27 protein-coding genes are annotated in these 23974 nt (G+C 33.0%); all 27 read left to right on the top strand.

Features of this window, described 5'->3' with window-relative positions; translation table 11 throughout:
• Positions 1-170 precede the first annotated feature (170 nt).
• Positions 171-632, top strand: a complete 462-nt coding sequence (locus CRO00_RS11460) for a hypothetical protein (protein ID WP_097073810.1) — start codon at positions 171-173, stop codon at positions 630-632.
• Positions 633-683: 51 nt separating this feature from the next.
• Positions 684-1283 carry a hypothetical protein gene (locus CRO00_RS11455; protein ID WP_097073809.1) on the top strand — a complete coding sequence of 200 codons (600 nt, stop codon included), beginning with the start codon at positions 684-686 and terminating at the stop codon, positions 1281-1283.
• A 126-nt stretch (positions 1284-1409) separates the two neighbouring features.
• Complete coding sequence (locus tag CRO00_RS11450) at positions 1410-2954, top strand: DEAD/DEAH box helicase (RefSeq protein ID WP_097073808.1); 1545 nt, start codon at positions 1410-1412, stop codon at positions 2952-2954.
• A 328-nt stretch (positions 2955-3282) separates the two neighbouring features.
• Complete coding sequence (locus CRO00_RS11445; RefSeq protein WP_097073807.1) at positions 3283-5853, top strand: RNA dependent RNA polymerase; 2571 nt, start codon at positions 3283-3285, stop codon at positions 5851-5853.
• A 344-nt stretch (positions 5854-6197) separates the two neighbouring features.
• Positions 6198-6386 (top strand): hypothetical protein, encoded by a 189-nt coding sequence (locus CRO00_RS11440; protein ID WP_097073806.1) that lies wholly within the window; start codon positions 6198-6200, stop codon positions 6384-6386.
• A 33-nt stretch (positions 6387-6419) separates the two neighbouring features.
• Positions 6420-6959, top strand: a complete 540-nt coding sequence (locus CRO00_RS11435; protein ID WP_097073805.1) for an HNH endonuclease — start codon at positions 6420-6422, stop codon at positions 6957-6959.
• 109 nt (positions 6960-7068) lie between these two features.
• Positions 7069-7233: a hypothetical protein gene (locus CRO00_RS20150; protein ID WP_161946668.1), complete on the top strand. Its 165-nt coding sequence runs from the start codon at positions 7069-7071 to the stop codon at positions 7231-7233.
• Positions 7234-7298: 65 nt separating this feature from the next.
• Positions 7299-7556, top strand: a complete 258-nt coding sequence (locus tag CRO00_RS11430; protein WP_097073804.1) for a hypothetical protein — start codon at positions 7299-7301, stop codon at positions 7554-7556.
• A gap of 63 nt (positions 7557-7619) precedes the next feature.
• Positions 7620-7928 carry an HNH endonuclease gene (locus tag CRO00_RS11425; protein WP_097073803.1) on the top strand — a complete coding sequence of 103 codons (309 nt, stop codon included), beginning with the start codon at positions 7620-7622 and terminating at the stop codon, positions 7926-7928.
• Between the two features lie 128 nt (positions 7929-8056).
• On the top strand, positions 8057-8434 hold the full coding sequence (locus tag CRO00_RS11420) for a hypothetical protein (protein WP_202615663.1): 378 nt from the start codon (positions 8057-8059) through the stop codon (positions 8432-8434).
• A 5-nt stretch (positions 8435-8439) separates the two neighbouring features.
• Positions 8440-10098 carry a terminase large subunit gene (locus tag CRO00_RS11415; RefSeq protein WP_097073802.1) on the top strand — a complete coding sequence of 553 codons (1659 nt, stop codon included), beginning with the start codon at positions 8440-8442 and terminating at the stop codon, positions 10096-10098.
• 84 nt (positions 10099-10182) lie between these two features.
• Positions 10183-11292 carry a phage portal protein gene (locus CRO00_RS11410; RefSeq protein WP_097073938.1) on the top strand — a complete coding sequence of 370 codons (1110 nt, stop codon included), beginning with the start codon at positions 10183-10185 and terminating at the stop codon, positions 11290-11292.
• Between the two features lie 14 nt (positions 11293-11306).
• A complete protein-coding gene (locus CRO00_RS11405) occupies positions 11307-12005 on the top strand; it encodes a head maturation protease, ClpP-related (protein ID WP_097073801.1) in 699 nt (232 codons plus the stop codon).
• Positions 12006-12007: 2 nt separating this feature from the next.
• Positions 12008-13201 (top strand): phage major capsid protein, encoded by a 1194-nt coding sequence (locus tag CRO00_RS11400; protein ID WP_097073800.1) that lies wholly within the window; start codon positions 12008-12010, stop codon positions 13199-13201.
• A gap of 13 nt (positions 13202-13214) precedes the next feature.
• The gene (locus tag CRO00_RS11395; RefSeq protein ID WP_097073799.1) at positions 13215-13445 is read left to right on the top strand and encodes a hypothetical protein; all 231 of its coding nucleotides are present in this window, start codon (positions 13215-13217) and stop codon (positions 13443-13445) included.
• On the top strand, positions 13408-13680 hold the full coding sequence (locus tag CRO00_RS11390) for a head-tail connector protein (RefSeq protein ID WP_141396965.1): 273 nt from the start codon (positions 13408-13410) through the stop codon (positions 13678-13680). Before CRO00_RS11395 ends, CRO00_RS11390 begins: the two co-directional genes overlap by 38 nt.
• Entirely contained in the window at positions 13673-13972 is a 300-nt protein-coding gene (locus tag CRO00_RS11385) for a phage head closure protein (protein ID WP_097073797.1), read from the top strand. Before CRO00_RS11390 ends, CRO00_RS11385 begins: the two co-directional genes overlap by 8 nt.
• Positions 13962-14324 (top strand): HK97 gp10 family phage protein, encoded by a 363-nt coding sequence (locus tag CRO00_RS11380; RefSeq protein ID WP_097073796.1) that lies wholly within the window; start codon positions 13962-13964, stop codon positions 14322-14324. Before CRO00_RS11385 ends, CRO00_RS11380 begins: the two co-directional genes overlap by 11 nt.
• Positions 14321-14632, top strand: coding sequence for a hypothetical protein (locus CRO00_RS11375; protein ID WP_097073795.1), 312 nt, complete (start codon positions 14321-14323; stop codon positions 14630-14632). Before CRO00_RS11380 ends, CRO00_RS11375 begins: the two co-directional genes overlap by 4 nt.
• The gene (locus CRO00_RS11370; protein ID WP_097073794.1) at positions 14632-15195 is read left to right on the top strand and encodes a major tail protein; all 564 of its coding nucleotides are present in this window, start codon (positions 14632-14634) and stop codon (positions 15193-15195) included. The genes CRO00_RS11375 and CRO00_RS11370 overlap by 1 nt, the downstream gene beginning before the upstream one ends.
• A gap of 4 nt (positions 15196-15199) precedes the next feature.
• Positions 15200-15553 (top strand): hypothetical protein, encoded by a 354-nt coding sequence (locus CRO00_RS11365; RefSeq protein ID WP_097073793.1) that lies wholly within the window; start codon positions 15200-15202, stop codon positions 15551-15553.
• Positions 15554-15639: 86 nt separating this feature from the next.
• Positions 15640-15777: a hypothetical protein gene (locus tag CRO00_RS20315; protein WP_202615669.1), complete on the top strand. Its 138-nt coding sequence runs from the start codon at positions 15640-15642 to the stop codon at positions 15775-15777.
• Between the two features lie 56 nt (positions 15778-15833).
• On the top strand, positions 15834-17951 hold the full coding sequence (locus CRO00_RS11355) for a phage tail protein (RefSeq protein ID WP_097073792.1): 2118 nt from the start codon (positions 15834-15836) through the stop codon (positions 17949-17951).
• The gene (locus CRO00_RS11350) at positions 17945-18352 is read left to right on the top strand and encodes a distal tail protein Dit (protein ID WP_097073791.1); all 408 of its coding nucleotides are present in this window, start codon (positions 17945-17947) and stop codon (positions 18350-18352) included. Before CRO00_RS11355 ends, CRO00_RS11350 begins: the two co-directional genes overlap by 7 nt.
• On the top strand, positions 18349-20871 hold the full coding sequence (locus tag CRO00_RS11345; protein ID WP_097073790.1) for a prophage endopeptidase tail family protein: 2523 nt from the start codon (positions 18349-18351) through the stop codon (positions 20869-20871). The genes CRO00_RS11350 and CRO00_RS11345 overlap by 4 nt, the downstream gene beginning before the upstream one ends.
• Before the next feature lies 1 nt (position 20872).
• Positions 20873-21883: a hypothetical protein gene (locus tag CRO00_RS11340; RefSeq protein WP_097073789.1), complete on the top strand. Its 1011-nt coding sequence runs from the start codon at positions 20873-20875 to the stop codon at positions 21881-21883.
• Positions 21884-21931: 48 nt separating this feature from the next.
• Positions 21932-23920, top strand: a complete 1989-nt coding sequence (locus tag CRO00_RS11335; RefSeq protein ID WP_097073788.1) for a hypothetical protein — start codon at positions 21932-21934, stop codon at positions 23918-23920.
• Positions 23921-23974: the final 54 nt, after the last annotated feature.

The raw sequence follows: 23974 nt of genomic DNA, 5'->3' as shown, positions 1-23974 counted from the left end.
AACAAAATCTCATTGGAAAATTAACAAAAATAGAAAAAAATTACTATAATTTTCTTTGTGAAAACTAATTTTGCTCTGTTACAATATAAAAGCACCAGATAATGAGGTAACTTCTGCCACTTATGGTAGTTGACATACAAATAAAAATACTAGATTTGGAGGAACTAATTATGACAAATTACAAAGTACCAGTAGCATTAACTTTACACGTAGCAGGTAATTTCCCAACAGTAAAGTATCCATCAATTGGGGATACAGTAGGAGCATTCAACGGTAAAGCAATTACGCGAATTTTTATCACTTCATTAAATCAAAAGGAGTTTACAATACCTTACTCTTTAGATGTAGATGAAATGCAAATACTTAATCTGACTTCAGTAAAAGGTGACGTTCTAGACGTAGATTCTTGCGAAATGTACATCAATAAAGATGGACAAGCTATTGTAGATTTATCAGTAATACTAGATATTCAAGCTGATAGTGAACAACAGGCATATGTTTTAGCTGGAAACTATTTAAACGATAACGTAATTAGCAACTTTGATTACTTAGATCGTACCGAAGATAAAGTCTACTCATGCATTATTCAATCAAGCGGGTTTGAAGTTTTAGGTTACAGCTTAGTAGTTTAATAGTAGTTGCACAATCGGGAAATTCTAGAATAGAAAAGGAGAAGTGGATTAATGACAAAATTAAATATGGAGCCAGAAATTGTTGCAGGGATTATCTTAGGGGATGGGATTACAAAATTGTACTATTCGAATCAACAATTACGAGCAGAGGGAATTGCAAGTGTCCTAAAAGTTGCACAAAAAAATAGACTATCAGCAGTTGAAATAGGTAAATATATTATTAATTTGCATGAAGTGTGGGCTGTTCAGGATTTTACTGTAGATGGAAAAGTAATTGTAATAAACGAGAATAATATGTTACCACCAATTAGCAAGGAAACTATGCAAAAGAAGGATGATACAGGTTTATATTTAACGATTAGAGACTTAATTGATATGATGTCTCAATCAGACTTAAACGATGACCAATACAATCTCGTGGAATTATTGGACGCAGGTATTGATGAAACTGAACAACGATTTATCGATTACCGCTTTGATAAAGAGTGCGCTGTCAATATCCTTAACACATTTATCGATGAGTTTGAGCTACATCACCTATTTGAAAAATTTATTGATGAACTCAAACAGAGACAACAACAATATGGTGGGACTATTAAAGAAATTTTCGGTGATTTAGACCGGTTTATGAAAATCAACTACGAAAGATAATAATTAAAATTTAAAGATTACTATACTGCTCACTCTAGCCAGTGAGTAGTATTTGTCCATTTTATCAACAATAAAAATTATAACACAAACAAGGTAAATAGAGAAGGAGAATATTGGGGGGTTAGTATGAAGTTAAATTTACAATACATTTCTAATGTAATTGAAGATGAATACTTAGAAAAATGGGGGTTAGGGGACACTGTATTAATTAGTAGTCAAACAGGGACAGGGAAAACGTCATTTGTTGTAAATCAATTGTTAGATTCATTAAAACCAAATGAGCACATGATTTACTTATGTAATAGACGTAAATTATCCAGAGACATAAAAAAGTCACTACTAAAAAAAGAAGGTAAATTGACAGAAAATCAGATAAAAAAATTAGATTTACAAGAATTAGATAAGCAAACTGTATTCGGTAAAGTAAAAGTTACTACATATCAGGCATTAGCCAAACAAATAGGACTAAATCTAGATTTATATAAGTACATAATTCTAGATGAGGCTCATTTCATACTTACAGATAGCTCTTTCAATAATAAAACTCATTTAATGCTTTATAAATTATTACTAGAAGAATATCCCCAATCCATTCGAGTATTTATTACTGCAACACCCGATGAAATTGAAGGAATCATCAACAAAGCTAAATACTATAAGCAATTACATACGTATGAAACAGGTCGAGATTATCGTTATTTGGATGTATCTTACTTTAAAAAAGATTGTGATATGTTACAACTTATTAAAAATGATGAATCTGATGATAAGTGGTTAATATTCGTTACCAGTAAAACAAAGGGCGATAAATTTGAAAAGGAATTATTAGAATCGGGTATAGATGTTAAATTTGTTCATGCAAAATCAACAGAAGATGTAATTGAGGATGAAAAGTTCCCTCAAAAGGTTTTGATAGCTACTAAATTCCTTGATAACGGTATAAATATTAATGATGACTCAGTTAAGAATTTAGTTGTCCTTGCTTATGATAAAACAACATTTATTCAAGAAGTCGGAAGAATTAGAGTCGACATACACGATGCTCGACAAGTTAAATTGTACATACCAACTTTTAAAGCAAGTGTATTTAATACAAAAATTAATACTAATTACATACCTAATTTAAGAAAAGTAGAACTGTACAGGGATAGTAAGAAATATTTTAAATCAAAGTACCATTTAGATCACAATAAAGTCCCAGTTGAATTGTTTTACCTTGATGAAGAAACGAACGAATGGCAACAAAATCCTGTTGGGTTAAGAAGACTTAAATTAGATTATGGATTTGCTACTGAAATGGTAAAAGCCTTTAAAGATGATTCATTTGCTTATGTGAAAGTTCAATTATCGTGGCTTGAATTAGATTGTACATTTGATGAATCAAAGTTAATTGAAAAGGTGGTAGATGTAGAAGTAGTAAATGAATTAGAAATGTATCTTAATGGTTTAATTGGGAAGTTTTTATTTAGCAATGAACGGAAAGTATTAATTGAAAAAGTTGGGCTTAGAGATAATAAGAATAGAATTCAAAAAGGATTAAAAACTATTAATTCATATTTAAGTGAGAATAACATTAATTATTCAATATCAAGTTATGTTGATAAAAGAAGGAAATTAGAAGATGGTTCTGAGAATCCTAATAGAGATAAAACTTATTGGGTAATCAATTAGGGGTAAAAAAGTGGAAGATTATAACTATATTATAAATTTCCTAAAATATTCCCCAAAGTAATAAAAATCCTACATAATTAGTAATTTAATATTTTATACATAATTTTACATATTGAGAAAATTTAATAATTAATATAAAAAGAACAGTATCAGACGGACAAAATTTTAATTTTGTACGGATGGGGATGATGATTTCTTAAACTTACATGAAGTTAGCGGGCGTTTTTTGACCGCTTAACGGAATGTTTGATTTAGAAATTAGCATACCAATTGTTTTGACCTTATTACATATCAAATCGAAAAAATAAAAAATTGGAGGAGTTAAATTATGAGTTTACAAACAAATCAAGTTTACTTATACAGCATTACAACTAGTGATTTATTTAATGAGCAGGAAATGGGGATTCAACAACAAATATTTGAATTGAAGGAACAAATTAAGACTAATAAGAAAAAAGGAATTAGCAATAAAGAAATAAATAAGCAAGTTGATGAGTTATCTGTTGTATTAAGAAATTTATTACCATTACATAAGGATGATACTAGAGAATTGAAGCAGGAACGACTAACAGACAGTAAAGTAATCGCACAATTTGAATCAACATTTACACGTGCATTAGAATTACAATCAATCTCAGTTGATGATGATGAGGAAGAAATTAAACCAACAATAGATTTTATTGTAGTAGAAGTGTATCACGATGTAGTCATGGAACAAATTATTAAACGTGGATTTAATTATCTTGGTAAGCGCTACAAGTTTGCATTCTCATCAAGTGGTCAAATTAGAACTAAAAAGTTAGTGTTTGTTAATGAAATTAGATATATGCAAATTGAGAATAAACTAACGGCAGGATTAACTGATAAAATGATTGGAAGTATTAGTATTAATAAATTGATCGCCTATAAAGCCTTGTGTAATAGTAGCAGTGTAAAGTGGGAAGGGTTTGATATTAATAAAGCAATTGTTGTTCCTGACTTTGAGTTCATGATTAAAGATGTAGAGGTTGACTATATTAATTCAAAATATGAGGTAATTACTACAACTAAAGATATTACTAATCCAGTTATGGATGGATGTGGGATTATGTTACCTTCTGTATCAAATAAAAATATTCAATTCCGTGGTGCAGGAGGGTTTAAAGGATTATTAACGCCATTCCCATTCGATAAGTTCCTAAAGAAATTTCCTAAAGCAAAATCAGTTGTCAAAGATGTATGGGGTAAAGAATGGAATGTTATAGATGAAGGTATCGAGATTATTTTTACCGCTAGTCAGATGAAATTTTATAAACAATTAACTAATAAAGACAATCCTAAAATCACATGGCAACAGTATAAACACGATTTCATTAAGTATGGATGTGAATTTGCAATTTGTAATCAGGATGTTGATGTATTTGATGATAAGGCTATTAATTATCAGATGTTGCAGACACTTTTCAATTTAGACCAAAATGATTTAGAGGAAATTACTAGTCACACAAAAGAGATGATTGAAACAGCAACGGAAACACTTGATAATATGCTTTCGTTTATTGGTGTTAATGCAGAGAGTGAATATCAAAGACCAATACATAAGTCATTAAGTTTATATAACGATTTAATCCATGATGAATATGTGAAGGAAATGGTTAAGAAACAGAAGGCTGAACTAGTCAAAAATGCACGTGCAGGTAAGATTTTAATACCAAATACTAAACGTACATATTTAATACCTGATGTTTATGCATTTGCACAGTGGTTATTTGGATTGGAGGTTACTGGACTATTAGAGGATAAACAGGTGAGCTGTAAACTTTACAATGCTGGTGAGGATAAATTAGATGTGTTACGTTCACCGCACTTAAATGCCAATGAACATACGGTAAGAGACAATGTTGTCACTGATAAAACGAAGGACTGGTTCACTACTAATGGTTGCTATGTGTCTATACATGACATGATTCCATTCATTATTATGTGTGATTTTGATGGAGATGAAGCACTAATAGTTGAGAATCCAACGTTCGTTAAAAATGCTAAAGTCCATACAGAAGGTTTGATTCCGCTTCAATATGAATTAGGAGTTGCTGACCCAAAAGAAATTAATAATGATAATATTTACACTTCATTAAAGGCAGCATTCAGTAAAAATATCGGGGAAATTAGTAATAACATCACTAAGATATTCAATCAAGATGAAATTACTGATGAAGATTTAGAGCTAGTAAAACAGTTGTGTTACATCAATAATCAATATATAGATTATGCCAAAACACTTTGGGAGGCAGAGCTTCCTGAAGATTTACAGGTTAAAATAAATAAGTTAAAGGCTAGAAAATTACCAACATTCTTTATTCAGGCGAAGGATAAGAAGCAAAAGCAGGTATTGGCTCGTAACAATCGTACTGTTAATCGCTTATTCGATATTTTTAAAGTGAAACAATTATCATTTAAAGGTGGGTCATTCGATTATAAGTTATTGATGACGAATAGCAAGAGAAAATCCAATCAATTAATTATTGATACATATGAAGAATTAACTAAATATAAAGGGCTAGAGATTAAAAAGGAACTCAAAGGCAATGATGTTAAAATAAATCAACTTTATGTCGTTCGTGCAACGAAAAAAGAGTTATTAAAACTAGGTAAGATTGATGAGGTTGTTGATGTATTAGTTAAACATCTATACACTACAAAGACACCTTATAAACAACTACTGTGGGATATGTTCGGTAATAAAATTTACGCTAATTTAAAATATAATCTATTAAACTTAAAGGATTGTATGGATTGTAAAGAAGAGTTTGAACCTACACATCATAGTCAACGTAGATGTAAAAGTTGTGCAGAAAATGCGGAGAGAGAGGCTGCAAAATTACGAGTAAGCAAACAGCGCAATAAAAAAGTATCATAATGTTACGGTACAAGGGAATTTATTATAGAAAAAAGCCATTTAAAAACATTTAAAATCAATGGTTTTAGTAGGTTTTATAAGAATAGTCTATAGGGAATAGAAGGTGATTGGACAGCAATCTACCATTATTCCCATCCTCCAATAGTATAGTTTTTATTTCCTTTAGTCCTGTTATGTTGCCGACAATGTAGCAGGACATTTCTCTTTTAAAGGAACATGGAGGATTAACTTTATATTTTTTATTATTTTTTACTTAAATTATTTATAATATCCCATTTTAAATTATACCAAATTAATAATCATATAGCAATAACGAAATTGAAAGAAAAAGAGGTGAAAATGAGATGAATTTCGAAGAAAGAATTCAATTGTTAGGGGAGATGAGAAAAAAACGCATTAAGCAAAAAGATTTAGCTTCTGTATCGGTTTGCAATTGTAGCTCCGCGTGGATTAGCCAGTGGTTTAACAAGCCAGAGATTGAAATAAGTGAAGAGATGTTGACGAAAATTATTGATTACATAGCAAGTAAATAAAAGGAAAAAATTAAAAATTGGAGGAGTTAAATTATGAACAGTATTTACAAAAAATTGATTAGTGGATTAGATTTAGACACTCTAAAGGAAATCAAAGGTTACTCAAAATATCTTGCCGATTTACGCAATGGACGTATTTGGGATAAGGAGAAACAAGATTGGAAGGTCGCCAATCCCAATAAATTCGGGTATGTGCATGTAACAGTAAAAAATGATGATGGGGAATTTAAAAGTGAGTCGGTACATCATTTAATCATGTTAGCTGCTCTCGAAGGATTCGATTATAAAGGTAAATTAGGATTAGAAATAGACCATCTAAATAACGATCAATCTGACAATCGTTTTACAAATCTCGAATTGGTCTCACGAGCCGAAAATTTAAGACGTAGAAAAATGGGGAAAGATAGAAATTATCTATCAAAAGAAGAAATTGAACAATTGCTAACTGAATACGTTCAGGCAGATTTAAAGTTTGGTGAAGTGTGTGATTGGTATCTTGAGATGTCAAAAAAATTTAATGCGCACTTTAGCACTATACAAAAGATTATTTTAAAATATCGAGATGCTAATTAATACATATCATATTTAATACTTATTTATAAATGTTACATATTGGATATATCGAGGATGGCTAGAATCGGCTGTCCTCTTTTTATATTGATTAATATTGGAGGGATTAATTATGGAACAGAAAAGATTAAATAAGATTGACGAATTAATTAAGGAACAAGAACGATTGTTGGCTAAAATTGAAGAGAATTTAATTAAGCAAGGTATTGATGTTGATAAACATAAAGATAAGTCGAGTGAGCAATTGTTAGCGGAGATTAAACAATTATTAGATTAAAATAATACGGTAGATAATTCCTTTTCATACTATAATTAGTAGTGTGGGAGGAGGTGTTTGTACATATGATGTATTATCAAGATGAAGTAATAACAGAATTAACGGTTGGCGAAGAATACACTGTAAGACAACTAAGAATATTATTAAATGAAACTAATAATGTATTAGTCATATCCAATAGCGTTCAACAATTTAGTGAAAGTAACGGATTAAAAAAAGTAAGAGTATTAAATAAAATTGAAGCATATGCTCACCGTTTCGATAGGCATAATGATGCTTATATATTACCGAGTTCAAAAAGTATTACTTATATTGTTGAGTAAAATTAAAGCTATATTCCTTGTTGGAATGTGGCTTTTTATTATGTTTAAAAGTAGGTGATCCATTTGACATTAGAGCATACAGCGTTAGCGAAAAAGTTTTATAAGAGTAAAGCATGGAAGAAGACGAGGGATGCTTATTTCAAGTCTCAACATGGGTTGTGTGAGAGGTGTGGGGAAGCAGGATTAATAGTTCATCACAAAGTATGGATTGACATTGATAATATTAATAATCCAGATGTTACTTTAGATTGGAATAATCTTGAGGTTGTCTGTGTTAAGTGTCACAACCAAGAACATTTTAAAAAGAATGATGGAGTTCCTGAAGGATGTATGTTTGATGAGGATGGAAACTTGATTTATCTAGGTGAATAGTCCCCCTTTTGAATAATTGAATTAAAAGGATATAAGTACCGGTGGGGATACCTTAAATTTCCTCCATCTGATTTTTTCAATGTAAGCCCCACTATTTAACCAATATTAAATGAAAGGAAGTGGAATGAATGGCGATTTACACAAAGGAAGAGAAAGAAAAACTGATTAAAAAAGAGCTATCAAAACTTAAACGAACCTACAATAATTTACCAAAAAATAAACAACCTATTGCAGATAAATTGATAATTGAATTGGCTTTTATGGCAGTTACATTAGATGAATTGAAACAAGAAATTAATGAAACAGGTGTAATAGACGAAATGCCACAAGGTTCATATTCCATTTTAAGGGAACATCCTGCTGTCAAAACGTATAACACTACAATCCAACGATATTCCACATTGTACAAACAGTTGTCAGAATTATACCCAAAGGAAGAACCTACTAATAATAAAAGCAATGATACTCCTGATCCATTACAAGTGTTTTTGGAAAAGCACAAGTGATGTAGATGACTAATTACATACTAGAATACTATGAAAAGATTGAATCAGGAGAAATCAATGCTTGTAAGAGGATTAAACAGCAATATAAAAAATTAGTAGATGATATTAATAATCCAAAGGAACCATACATATTTGATTTAGAGTTAGCTAACAAACCGATTGAATTTATTGAAACATTTTGTTGTACTGCTCAAGGAAGTAGTATGGGGATGCCTATGCAATTGATGTTATTTCAAAAGGCAAAATTACAAGCAACATTCGGATTTGTACATCAAGAAACGAAATTCAGAAAGTATACCGAAGTGTTTGATTTGCGTGGAAGAAAGAACGGAAAAACAACTGAGAATAGTGCATTAAGTCTGTTCATGTTAATTGGAGATGGTGAAGGTTCAGCAGAGTGTTATTTTATAGCCACTAAACTTCAACAAGCCTATAAGGGATTTGAAGAAGCGTTAAAGATGGTTTCGCAAAGTCCATTGTTAAGTAGTCATTTAAAGAAACGTAAGACGGATTTATATTTTGCAAATACATTTAGTAAATTACAACCATTAGCAAGTGCCACTCAAAGCCTTGATGGTCTTCATAGTCACTACGTTTGCGTGGATGAACTGGCAGCAATTAAAAATCGTGACATTTACGATTTAATGAAGCAATCTACATCAGCACGAGAACAACCATTGATTACAACAATTAGTACCAATGGATTTGTACGAGATAATATCTTTGATTCTCAATACGATTATGCGTGTGATGTATTAGATGGAAAGATTAATGATGAACATTTCCTTGCATTTATCTATGAATTAGATGATGTCAATGAATGGGAAATTGAGGATTGTTGGATTAAAGCAAATCCCGCTTTAGATGTAATTAAGAAGCGTGATGAACTACGTGGATATGTTGAAAAGGCGAAAGTAGATGCATCCTTTAAACCTACTGTATTAGTGAAGGATTTTAATGTTAAACAATCTGCAAGTACAGCATGGTTATCATGGGAAACACTTAATAATGAAGCGACATTTAATATTAAAGAGATGGGTTTTAAATATGGCATATTAGGATTCGATAGGTCTGAAACGACAGATTTAACAGCCGCAACTTTATTATTAATGAAACCAAATGATGATACAATTTATAGTCATTCAATGTATTGGCTTCCTTCAATGACGTTACTCGAAAGGTCTAAAGAGGATGGAGTGCCTTATTCAACATTCCATACCAAAGGACTATTAAGAACATCGGGCGATTATAAAATAGATATGCGTGATGTGTTAGATTGGGTAGTTGAAATTCGTGAGCAATATGGAATTTATATTTTATGGTGTGGATATGACAGATGGCATGTTGATGATTCGACACTAGATAATTTCAAAAGTGAACTAGGTAGAGATGCAATGATACCTGTGCGACAAGGTGCTATCACATTAAGTGATCCAATGAAAAATTTTGAAGCAGATTTAAGAGCGAATTTGATTAATTATAACAATAATAATTTAACAAAGATGTGTCTTGTAAATACTGAAATCAAAGTTGATACTAATGGAAATATTGCACCAGTAAAAGGACGTGATCCACGTAAACGAATAGACGGTACAATTAGTCATTTATGTGCTTATACAATTCTAATGGATAAGAAAAATGATTACCTCAACATGATTGGATAAGAAAGGGGTGAGAAATTGAAACTCAGCGATTTATGGAAATCAAATAAAGAAGAACAAAAAGCGGTTACTGTCTCAAAGTATCAAATGATAACAGACGACAATAATGGCTTTTTTATGTGGAATGGAAACATCTATCAAAGTGATTTAATCCGATCCATTATTCGTGTTAAAGCAAAAGCGGTATCTAAAACAATGGCAAAACATATCCGAGAAGATAAGACAGGACTAAAAGTAAATCCTGAACCGTACATGAAATTTTTATTAGAAGAACCGAATGAATTAATGTCAATGCAACAATTATTAGAAAAAGCAGTAAGCCATTTAGAGTTAAATAATAATGCATTTATTTACATTAATCGTGATGAATACGGTTATCCAATTGGTTTATATCCGATTACTGCTAGTAATGTAGAGGCGTTACGAAATGGAATAGGTGAATTATTTTTAAGGTTTACTTTGAAAAATGGTAAACGTGTTGTCTTTGCTTATAAAGATATTATCCATTTGAGACAAGATTTCAATGAGAATGAAATATTCGGGGATAGTAATTTTGAAGCACTCAAGACGATGATGGAAGTTGTACATACGATTGATAATGGAATCATCAAGGCTATTAAAAATAGTAATGTTGTCCAATGGCTACTTAAATACAATGCCAACTTAAAACCTGAAGACTTGAAGAAAAGTACAAAGGAATTTGTTGATTCATTCTTAAATATGGATAGCGATTTAGCAGGTGCAGCTTCAGTAGATAACAAGGTTGATGCACAGCGAGTTGAACCGAAATCATTTATGCCAAATGCGGATCAGATGAAAGAGACAACAAATCGTATTTACTCATTCTTTAATGTGAACGAAAAGATTATCCAATCATCATATAGTGAAAATGAATGGATTTCTTTCTATGAATCAAGTGTAGAACCAATTATTATTCAACTTTCAAATGAATTTACACGCAAATTATTTACACGTAAAGAACGTTCATTTGGTAACAAGGTAGTATTTGAAGGTTCAAACCTATCATTTGCGAGTATGTCCACAAAATTACAACTTGTTCAAATGTTAGACCGTGGAGTTATGAATCCGAATGAGGTTAGATTGATTTTAAATATGCATCCAGTTGAGCATGGTGATGAATATTTATTACGTTTAGATACTGCAAAACAATCTGAACAAACAAAAGAAGCTACTTGATTGGAGGTGAATAAATGAAAAAGATTGATATTAAAGGTGTAATTATTAGTAATGACCATAAACAAGCATATGACTTTTATGAGGTAGAATCTACTTGTCCAAATGATGTCATTGGTCAATTAAATAGTGGAGAAGATGTAGAGATAGTCATTAATTCAGGTGGTGGAAACGTCTTTTCGGGCAGTGAAATTTACACAGCACTTAAAGAACATAATGGAGAAGTGATAACTAAAATTCCATCATTTGCAGGTTCTTCAGCTTCAATTATTGCAATGGCTGGAGATAAAGTATTAATGTCACCAACTGCCCAAATGATGATACATAATGTTAGTGTTCAAAATCAAGGTGATTATCGAACAATGGAACATACAGCAGAAGTATTAAAGAATGCGAATGAAACAATTGCGAATGCCTACACTATTAAAACAGGTTTATCACATGATGAGATATTAAAAATGATGAATAACGAAACTTGGTTGAGTCCACAAAAGGCATTGGAATTAGGTTTTATTGATGAAATTATGTTTAGTGATAAACAACAATCCAATCTACAGTTAGTAGCCAGTACATATCAAGTAGCAATGTTACCTGAAAAGTTAATTGAACAATTTAATAAAAATAAAGTAGATTCACTTCAATCAAATGAAGTGGATTTTTTATTGCCAAAATTACAGGCACAACTACAACTATTAAAATTAAAGGAGATTAAATAATCATGACATTTGAAAATTATACAGAACAACGTAACGCATTAGTACAGGAATCAGAGGAATTAATCAATGCAGGATTATTAGAAGATGCTCAAGCGAAAATGAAAAAAATTGAATCATTAGATGCGCAATTTGAAGCAGTTAAATTAGAAATGGCTAACTTAAATGCTTTAAAAGAACAAACTCAAACATTTGAATTAGAAAATAAATCGATTGAAAACAAAGGAGACCTAACAGTTATGACAAAATTAGAAAACGTACAAGAAATGAGCAATGAAACTTTATATGTTAATGCATTTGCGAAAACATTCATGGGGCAAGAACTAACAACTCAAGAAAATGCAGTATTTGTAGAGATGAATAATCATACAACTGCAAATACAGGTGTAGTAATTCCAACAACAACTTTAAATGAAATCATTACAGAAATTGAAGCACAATCACCTTTCTATGCTGATGCGAAAAAATTACAAGTAAAAGGCTTCCTATCTTTACCGAAACATTCAGCAATTGTATCAGGTGATGCAAAAAGCTATTTAGAATCAGAAGCGACTGAAACAGAAGTAAACACATTTATTGAAGTTCAATTAGGTGCGAAAGAAGTATCTAAGTACATTGAGGTATCATTTAAATTAGATGCTATGTCAATTCCTGCATTTCTTGAGTACTTAAAAGGTGAAATTGTTGAGCGTGTGGGTACAGAACTTGGAAGACAATCCATTAGCGGTAATGGAGTAAAAGAGATGACAGGAGTATTAACAGCATTAGCAGGTGTGACTTCTCAACAATCTACTTACGATGCGACGGCAGGATTAGTTTATAGTGACTTAACAAATGCGGTATCTAAAATTGGTGCTAAACATATTACAGGTACAGCGATTTATGCATCTAACTCAACTGTGTGGAATGTTTTGGGTAATGTTGTAGATGGGAATGGAAGACCGTTATTCATTAGTGACGTAGTGACAGGTGGAGTAGGTCGTGCGTTAGGATTCCCTGTTAAAGTGGATTCGGCTATTCCAGACGGTACAATTATCATTGGTAATGCAAAAGGTTATGCAGTAAATACTAATCAATCAATTGGCGTTGAATCTGAGCGTGATTTAAAAGCACGTAAAACAGGATTCTCAGCATACACAATTGTTGACGGTAATGTAACGCATGAGAAAGCATTCTCAATCTTAGCTCCACAAGTTTAATTAGGTGATACCTATGAAACATAAAGTAATTAAATATTTTTGTGATAAGGAGTCGGGCGTGTATTACATGCCTGATTCTTTTTATATTTGTGATGATTATGAACGAGTAATATTACTGCAACAACTTGGAATTATTCAAGTAAATGAGGAAGTGGAGACATTAACAAAACCAAAGAAAGCTACACGTAAAAAGAAAGCGAGTGATAATAATGCTACAAAAAGTCAAGAAAGCATTACGGATTAGTAATAATGCATTTGATGATGAGATACAAGATTTAATTGATGGTGCATTAGCAGATTTATTTTTAAGTGGTGTCATTAATTTTACTAATGATGATCCGCTAATTTTACGTGCAGTCATTACATATTGTAAATCCCATTTTGGCTTAGAGAATGCGGATAGTGAGAAATATGGACGTTCCTATGATTCGTTAAAAAATCACTTATCATTAGCAGGTGATTACAGTGACGATGTTTAAAGATGTGATTTCGCTAGTTAATGTGACCATTACAAAAGATGATTTATTGCAGGAAATTGAAGTGAAATCTAATCGAGAAGTATTTGCAAATAAAAAAAGTATTGCCCAATCAGAATTTTTTAACGCAGGTCAAACAGGAATTAAACCTGAATATCAGTTTGTAATCCGTGTTAGTGATTATGACAATGAAAAAGAACTCATCTACAACAATAAAACTTATTTAATCTATCGTACTTACGAGAAAGGCGAGAATATTGAATTATATTGTGAGGTGAGAGTCGGTGGCAATTAATATCAGTGACTTAGCGAGAGAAATTAACAAACAGTTAGCGGAATATGTGGAAGAAGTAGCAGAAGAAATAGAAGTGGTCGCTGAACAAGTTGCAAAAGATGGAGTAAAGAAACTTAAACTTAATTCACCGAAATTGACAGGCTCTTATGCTAAAGGTTGGAGAGCTAAAAAGGTGAATGGTAAATGGATTGTACATAATAAAACCGATTATCAATTGACTCATCTACTTGAAAAATCTCACGTTAAAGCTAATGGTACAGGTCGAGTAGAAGGACAACCACATATTGCACCAGTGGAAAAACAAATGATTGATGAATTTGCAAGGAAGGTTGAGGAGGTAATCAGACAATGATATTACAAGAATTAGCACAAGCATTAGAAACATTAAATATTCCTGTCACATACTCTCATTTTAATGATCCTCAAACTCCTCCATTCATTTGTTACTTGGTCACAGGAAGCGATAATTTTAATGCAGATAATACTACATATCAAGAGTTTACGAATGTAGACATTGAACTTTATACAAAAAAGAAAGATATAACACTCGAAAATCAATTGAAACAGTTGTTGAAAGACAATGAGTTACCTTTTGATTATTCGAGTGTTTTTATCAATGAAGAAAAAATTTACAAAATAACATATGAGGTGACTTTATAATGTCAAATAAAATTAAGTATGGATTGAAAAATGTACACTATGCAGTGATTACAGAAACGGCAGGAAATATTACATATGATACACCTAAGCCATTAGCAGGTGGTGTTAGTATTTCAATTGCACCTAATGGCGAATTAACAGAGTTTCATGCAGACGATATTACCTACTGGTCAGCAGAAATCAACAACGGTTATGATGGGGAATTAGAAATTGCTGATTTACCTGAATCGTTTCTAGTTGACGTACTAGGTGAAGAATTGTCAAATGGAGTTCTATATGAATCATCTGAAGCAAAAAGTAAAAAGTTTGCATTAACATTTGAAATTAACGGTGATGTTAAAGCACGTAGAGCAGTTTTATATTACTGTACTGCTACTCGTCCTACAATTGCTTCACAAACAAAATCTGCTACAGTAGAACCGCAAACAAGTCAATTAACATTTAATGCTCGTCCTCGTCCAACTGATTACATGATTAAAGCACAAACAAGTGTTGAAGTAGATGCAACTGTATACGATGCTTGGAATACAACAATTCATGAAAAAACAGTAGCAGGAGCGTAATCAAATGGAAAAAGTAGTGATTATTGATGGGAAGGAAGTATCTTTAAAAGTAAATGCATCTTGTTTACGTAGATACAAAATGCAATTTAGACGAGACTTTATTGCCGACATATTTCGATTGAAGAAGTTAGATCAATACATAGTGAACGGTGAATTAAAAGCAGATGATGAGACAATAGCACAAATTGATTTTGAACTCTTTAGTGACTTGTTATGGCTATTTGCAAAAACAGCAGATAAAACAATTCCATCTCCATTGGAATGGGAAGAACAATTTGTGTCGATTCCACTATCAGATACATTACCAGTGGTATTGGAATTATTAACGGTTATGTTAGACTCATCACAAAAAAAGTAAATAGTGCATCAATATCAAGTACGCCATTATCAGAGGATGATTTACCTACCACTGAAGAATTTATTGCACTGTGTTACAAGTGTAAATTGACAACAAACGATTTAGAAGAAATGTCTTATGGTGATTGCATTGATTATATTGATGCTTATATTGATTTACATGAAGAAAAAGAACCGAAAGCAAGAATGGCTACACAATCTGATATTGATGCATTTTTATCCTAGCACTTACTAAATTAGTAGGTGCTTTTTATTTTTTTAAAGAAAGTTGGTGAGATATATTGTCAAAAAATATCAAAGGTATCACTCTTACTATTGAGGGTGACTCTAAGCCATTTCAAAAAGCACTAAAAGACGTAGATAAAGCATCGTCAAATACCGCAAAAGAACTCAGTCAAATTAATAGGGCGTTAAAATTTGATGAAGGTAATACGACATTACTTAGTCAAAAATTTGAAGTATTGCAAGATGCGATTAATCAGACATCTACACGATTAGATGCGTTAAAACAAGCACAAGCAGAAGTGGATCGACAATTTGCCAATGGTGAAATTGATGCTACTGCTTATCGAGAATTTAAGCGTGAAATTGAAATCACACAAGGCAAGTTAGAAGCATTTAAAAAGCAAGCCGATACAGTACAAGCAAAAATTGATGTAAAAGCAGATACAAGTGGAATCGATAAAATGAAGTCTGAATTAAAATCACTTGGTTCAGAAGCAAAACAAGTTGGTAAAGAAATCGGAGACAGTATTGCAAGCGGTGCCGCAGTAGGTGTAGCTGCATTAGGTGGTTTGGCGGTAGCAGGTCAAGAAACCGCAGGAGATTTAGCCAAAATGAACGCAGTGTTAGCGAATACAGGGTTTGATAATTCGAGTGGTGCGATTGATAAAATTTTACAAGAATCTGTAGCGATTACTGGTGAGATGGATAGTGCGGTTGAAGCGATTAATAACTTAGCGAACGTTGATATGGATCAATCGCAACTAGCACAAACAATGGAACATTTAACGGGTGCTGCTATTCAGTTTTCAGATACGTTAAAGCTCGAAGGTTTAGCTGATGGGTTACAAGAAACATTGGCAACGGGTGAAGCTATAGGTTCGTTTGGTGAGTATTTAGAACGTAGTGGAATGAATTTAGACACTTTTAATGATGGGTTAGCCAAAGCAAAGAAAAATGGTACAGAAATGGATTTTGTACTAGAAACCTTGTCAAACACAGGTGCGAAATCATTCCTAGATTCATATAAGGAAATGAATGGTGCTTTATATGAAAATCAATTAGCGCAAGCAGAGTTAGAATTACAAACGGGTAAATTTGCCGAAACATTAGCACCAGTAACATCCGCAGTTATGGGTTTTGTTGCAAGTATAATCGAATGGATGAATAATAATCCCGAACTCGCACGAACGATTACAATTGTAGTAGGTGCTATTGCAGGGATTGCAGGAGCGATTGCATTATTAGCACCCGTTATAAATGGAATAATGACACTTATGCCATTATTAGGTACGGCATTTGGAGCAATTTCAGCCCCAATCGCTATTGCAGTTGGAGCAGTTGTAGGTTTTATCGCATTAGCTGCATTAATATTTAAGAATTGGGAGCCTATCAGTGAATTTTTCAAATCATTGTGGGAAGGCATAAAGCAGGTATTTATGTCTGTAATATCATCTATATCTGATTTTTTATCAAGTGCTTATGAAAATGTCAAGAATATAACATTTAACGTGTGGAATGGTATTAAGGATTTCTTTAGTAAATGGGGAGATGAGCTACTAACATTCTTTACAACAGGTCTCTTTGGAGTACTCGTTAAATTAGTAGTTAATAACTGGGATAAAATTAAGCAAGTGACATCACAGGTGTTTTCAAATATCAAAGAATTTTTGTCGAATATTATCTCAAATATTGTGGATGGAGCAGTAAATAAATTCAATAATTTCAGAGATGGTATTGTTAAAACCTTTCAAAATATTAAGGATAAAATATCGTCAATTTGGTCAGGGTTGAAGGATGTAATCAAGAAACCTATCAATAGTGTGATTGGCTTAATTAATCAATTTATTCGTGGAATCAATAAATTAAAAGTACCTGATTGGGTTCCGAGTGTTGGTGGAAAAGGTATTAATATTCCTGAAATTCCGATGTTGGCGAAGGGTACGAATTACTTCAAAGGCGGTATGGCAATTGTCGGAGAAAAAGGTCCCGAATTAGTTGAAATGCCAACAGGTGCGAAAGTGCATCCGAACGACAGAACGCAACAAATGTTAGGTGGAGACATCAACATCAATGTCGCTAGTTTAGTAGTCCGTGAAGAAGCCGACATTAAGAAAATCGCAAAAGAATTATATAACTTACAACAATCTAAGAATCGTGGAGGTGGTCGATGGTGAGTGGGTTTACGTTTAACAGTGTACATAGTAAGAATAAATATATCAAATCAATTAAATCAAATCGAATATTAGTAGCAGAACGAAAGCACTCATACGTTTCTATTCCACATTCAGATAATGTTATTTTGTTGTCCGATAATTCGAAACAACCATTTACATTGCCTATCGAGTGCTTAATCGAAATACCGAATGGAAAATCTATATTTGAAGTAGGTCGAGAATTAGATACATGGTTGACCACTGAAAATTGGTCACAACTCATTTTTGACGATGATTCGAATTATTATTATGAAGCAATTTCGATTTCTTCAATCACTGTGGATGAATTGAGAAGGAAATGGAGTAACGAAATAACACTCGAATTTTTATGTAAACCTACAATGAAAGTGGTGGGTACATGACAATTGCTTTAAAAATCTTAGACTATTCATTCAATGAAAAAGGAACAATTGAAAATGTTTTAAATCCATTAGTTTCGGAGCAAATAAACGGTGGGTATACATTTAAGTTTGACACGATTTACGATGCAACGACTAAAAATTTAATGGGTAATGTTGTGGAAGTAGATGGCGATTACTTCCAAGTATTTCGTATCTCTCGGAATTTAAGTCGACATTACACAGTTAATTGCGAGCATGTATCATACCGATTAAACAACGCATATAACAGTGAATTAACCGAATTTGAAGATACTGCTCGCGGTATGATTGAATCGATGTTAGCACCTCTTGGAGATTGGTTTACGATTGGCACGATTGCGGAAACGGAAATTAAGTATTATAAAGCAGGAGAAAACGATAGTATTCGCAAACGAATTATTGACGTAGCAAATTTATTCGGTCTTGAAATTATTTGGCATAAATTCACGATTAGTTTAGTTGCTAAACGTGGTAATAATCTTGGAATGAGTACCAACGTTGAATTTAAAGTCGGGGAAAATTTAATCGATATTCGTGAAGAATATGACTTAACTGTTGTGGATGAAAACGAAGGTTATCCTATCCCAAGCTATGAAGTGGATATAGTCGATTTGGCGCATTTGGAAGGATATGAAAATCTTGTCGGTGCGAAAATCGGGGATGATGTACACGTTTATGCGAATGTACTAGATTTAGATTTTTATAGCCGAATTATTTATATAGAGTATGATCCGTTTCAAAAAGCAAATGTCCACGTCAATATTGGTCGTGTGCCGCGTGATATTACCGATTATTTGAAAGAAGATGAGGAAAAAGAAGAATTAGACGAATTAAATCGTTATTTAGAATCGTTTAAAATCGGTGATGTAGAATGTTTAGAATTAGCATCGGATGAAACGGAACAAGCATTGAAGTTTTTAAAAGGTGAAATTGATAAAATTGAGCCATTATCAACGCACAGTACAGACAAGCAATTAACAGGCATATTAGCGAAACTAAAACCATCATGGACGCATTTAAAATTAACGTTAATTCATTCGAAAAGTGACGGAAACGGTAATTATACAACAACTGCGGAAGAACTAACCGCAGCACAATTACAAACAAAAGTACCGCTTAAAAATAACGATTATGTCACTCTAGTAGTTAGCTTTTATGATTGGTCTTATTTAGCGGATAGTCCTGTGAGGGCAGAGGATTCGATATTTGTTGCGATTGGTCTTAAAGTTGAATCAGATATACCGTTTATTCCATATCTCGATGAATTAAAGGTAGGAGAAAACGATTGTTTATCGCTTGAAGGATTAGACACCGAAACAGGAGCGACACTAGAAGTTGACGGCAAAGTAAATGGAATAAGAATAAAGGTCAAAAAAGAATACAAAAGCAATATCACAGCAATCATTGACGATGTTACGTACAACAGCGATAAATTTAATGCAGATGGATTACTGGTAATTGATGGGGAGTATCCGAAAAAAGCAACAGGCACCATTAAAATATCTATTGTGGATGGCGACACGACACATACGTATTTAGTAACGGTTAAAAATACCGCTATTCCAGAAAATGATTACTTATCAGAATTTCGATTAGGTGATTTAGACGTGTTATCGCTTGGTGATGTAAGCGTACCTAAACAATCGATTATCGATTACATTAACGACCAAAACATAGCGGTAAAGCCAACGATAAAGCACTTAACAGGGAAAGCACTATTTGATGTGTTTGCAAACTTGAAAGAAGATTTTAACGGTTATTATCTAACTATGTTAGATACGTATCTTTATCGAGGTAACTTGTATACCGATTGGTACGAGGAAGAAGATGCACTCGGTTTAGATAACTGGGGTTATGTTCCTTATAATGAGGGAGGATATGCAGGAATAACGATTGTTGTAACATCCATACCTTTTATAGATTTAATTGATAATACTGCGTTAGTAGATTCAACAATTATCGAAGCGTATGGTGTTGACATCGAATTTGTAGAAATCGATGGACTTATCACGATTAAATGTAAAGATGAAAACGGTGTTGTTATCACAATCAAGGAACATAAATTCACAAAGCCAACAACTAATCCGGCTTATATCTACGCTCCAAAAATAGATGGGTATGAGTTTATTGGTGAATATTACGATGATTATTATGAAATTGTTTTAACGGCTGATAATCCGAAAGCAGAAGTTGAATTCGTTTATAAAAAAACAGGTGCTCAACCAAAAAAAGGTTATTCTCTTGAGTTTGCAACAGCTATGTTAGCCTATGAAATCATATTCGAATTTGAAAATGAAGATGGATATGATGAAATAGAATCCATTGTAACAAGTATTACAAGTATTGATGCTGTGACAAACATCGATTTAGTTGCAACACCGTATAGAGATGAAACAACGCTGAAAGCTAGAGGTATACGGGTGTTAGCTAGTGGAGATGTATCAAGTTATCCAAATGCAATGGTTAGCGCACAAGTTGTTTGCTATAACGAGGTGACGTAGTATGGCGAATGGACATTTTGGTGGTGGCGATGGTACAAAAGAAAATCCTTACCTTGTGGAGGATGCACAAGACCTAAACGCTGTAAGACATAACATGAGCGCATACTATAAACAAGTAAAGGATGTAAATTTAATCTCTTATGGTAATTGGATTCCGATAGGTGACCATATTAACCCATTCCTTGGTGGATATGATGGTGGTAGACATGAGATAACTAACTTAAAAATTATTGCATTACCACCGTTTGATACAACGGTATCTTTAACTAACTTATTTATTGGTTTATTTGGTGCTGTTGGAGAGTTTGGTGTTTATAGGGAGATATTCTTAAAAAATATTTATTTAGAAAACGTTTATATTCATTTGCCTGACATGCCAGACCAACATCCGTATGTAAATTTATACGCAGGAGCGTTATGTGGGCGATTATACGGTGATATAGTTGAATCATGTTATACTTCCGGCATTGTTAACATTGGAAATCGAGCTAACAGTGTTGGTGGTTTTATTGGTGTGGCACGTACCCAAGCTGTTAAAAATTGTTATTCATTGTGCGAAGTTACAAGCGGACGTGATTTATCTAGGAAATACAATTTATCTGTGGCAGGCTTTATTGGGAATTTTCGATTAGGTACGATTACTAATTGCTATTACGCAGGTAAAGTAAATTGGAAATTGGATAATCCTGACGAACAACAGCAACAATTGATGTCTTTATGGGTGGGTGGATTGATAAGCGGTCCTGTTAGTACAAATAGTAATGATGTAATAGTTGTTAATTCTTATTATGACAGGGAAGTTGTTGGATTTACACATACGGATAATGGTAAAGGTGAATCTAGAAGCACACACGAAATGAAACAACAAGCAACATTCGAAAATTGGAATTTCAATACAATTTGGGGAATCGACGAAAATGAATCATACCCGTATTTCATTAAGGTAATACGTGCAAAAATGAAATCCACCCCATTCCCATTAAACTTTCGAAAAATGAGATTAGTAGAGTAACCTTCCACAATCGTGGAGGGTTTTTATTATGCAAAAAGGAGTGAGAGTATGACAAATTTTACACAAACAAAATTAATCCGAGATATGCTCGGTAGTGACGTACCACAGTATTTCAACCTAGATTTACAAATGTTCGCAGTACAAACAACAGACGGTAGTTTTATTACTGCAAACGATGTAGATTTTGCACAAACTAAGCTATTACGCGATGCGCTTGGTTCACCTATTCCGCAGTTATGGAATCCGATTGATAACAAATGGGTTGTGGATGATGGTAGTTATGGCGGTGGCACAGGAGGTCCAATTAGTGCAAATAGCGTGATTGAGACATCGACTAAAGTATTTGTATCGCCTGCACAAAGGTCGCAAATCGATGCAAACGCAACGGAAATTGCTAGTCACTCGTCACGGATTGTGGCATTAGAAAGCAACCCAGTGTCTTCCGCAGATGAAAAAGTGAAAATGTCGGCTAGTGGTACGAGTGGATATTTAGTTGATTTTGTGGATGACAGCACGATTAAAAATATCGGTGGTAAATTAACTGTAAAAACACTAGATGGATTGCTTGCAACAATCATTGAAATAAACTCGCTACAAGGTGTAACAGGCAATATCCAACAACAATTAAACGCATTAACAAGTATTGGTAACTTTAGTACATCTGTTGATACTCATGCAGATTTATTAACCTTAACAGATATGTCCGCTCAAGATATGGTCATTGTGTTAGCAGATGAAACGAAAGACGGTTCTTCCACAATTTATATTTATAATGGTTCTACGTGGGGATTTGCCGGAGAGTTTAAAGGTGGAGAAGTACGAGACTTTTCAACAAATCCAATCAATCTTGAAACAGAAACAACAGGAATTTTACCAAAATCACGATACGAAAAACAAAATGCTGCTGAGACACCAATTACAGATAGCGGAAACTTATTTACTGCTACAACTGTGGAAGATGCACTTGCAGAACTTTTTACGTATGCCAATAGCGGAAAACAAAGTATCGCTAGTGCTATTGGAAATCCATTAAATAATAGCGATACATTTAGCGATATGGCGACAAAGTTACAGCAACTTAAAGTAACGTTTGCAAACAATTTAACTAATAAAGGTGTCGTTGCTTACTCGTACAATACTTTACAAGAGTTAATCAACAAAGTTGCTAATATTGCAAATATCAGTGTTAGCGGATCGGTTAAATCCACGTCAAAGCTAAATGTCACTGCACCATATACGCATACAATTCAACTTAGTTCTCCATTAAAAATAGAAGAAGTTGCAGCAAGTGTACTGCAATACACAGGCAATACAACAGGAATCGTGCATTACACATGCGATTACAACAATGCTGATGCAAGTAACTTCGATTCAGACGATAGTATTATATATGACGGATTTATGAGAATTAGAGATACATGGGAATACGCTCTAGTTGAAGTTGTGCCAGATTATTTTGAAAGTGATGAAATTGATTTTAGTAAATTTATAGAGTTTGGTGTTGATGCAACAATCGATGTAGATGGATCAAAAGTAACAATTAAAGGTCTACAAGATACAAACGGTGTATCAATAGCAAATGGTGATATTAGTTTGATGGGTGTGGAATGGCTAGACTTAATTGCATTTATTACTCAAGTTATCGGTAATGGTAAGAGTCTAATAGCAGTATCATTTGATAGCGGAATAACATTTAAGGCATGGGACGGTACTTCATGGGTTGTTGTGAACGTAAATGATAAAGTTGATTTTGCAAGTAAAGGTATGCCAAAATCCATTACTGACACATTGACAAGTGCAGAACTAGATATTGCACGAAATGATAGTAATTTTATTCGTTTTGCTTATTACATTGAAAGACCAACATATTTAGACGATGCAAAAAATGACAAGATTTCATTAAGCGTTTCAATGTACGGTAAAAATGAATCTGCAAATGATGTCAACTGGACATATGACGAAGCAACAGGTGAAATGACATTTACATTTAATAACAGTGGTACGTACACGATCAATTATGTAGATGCAGCGAGTTAGAAACTTCCGATAAAAGTAATCTTTTAAAGAATGTAAGTAATCAATATTAACGTC

This window comes from Ureibacillus xyleni, from assembly GCF_900217795.1.
GTDB classification, from domain to species: domain Bacteria; phylum Bacillota; class Bacilli; order Bacillales_A; family Planococcaceae; genus Ureibacillus; species Ureibacillus xyleni.
The sequence above is the reverse complement of the archived record's forward strand: the minus strand, read 5'-3'. Positions and strand labels throughout refer to the sequence as shown.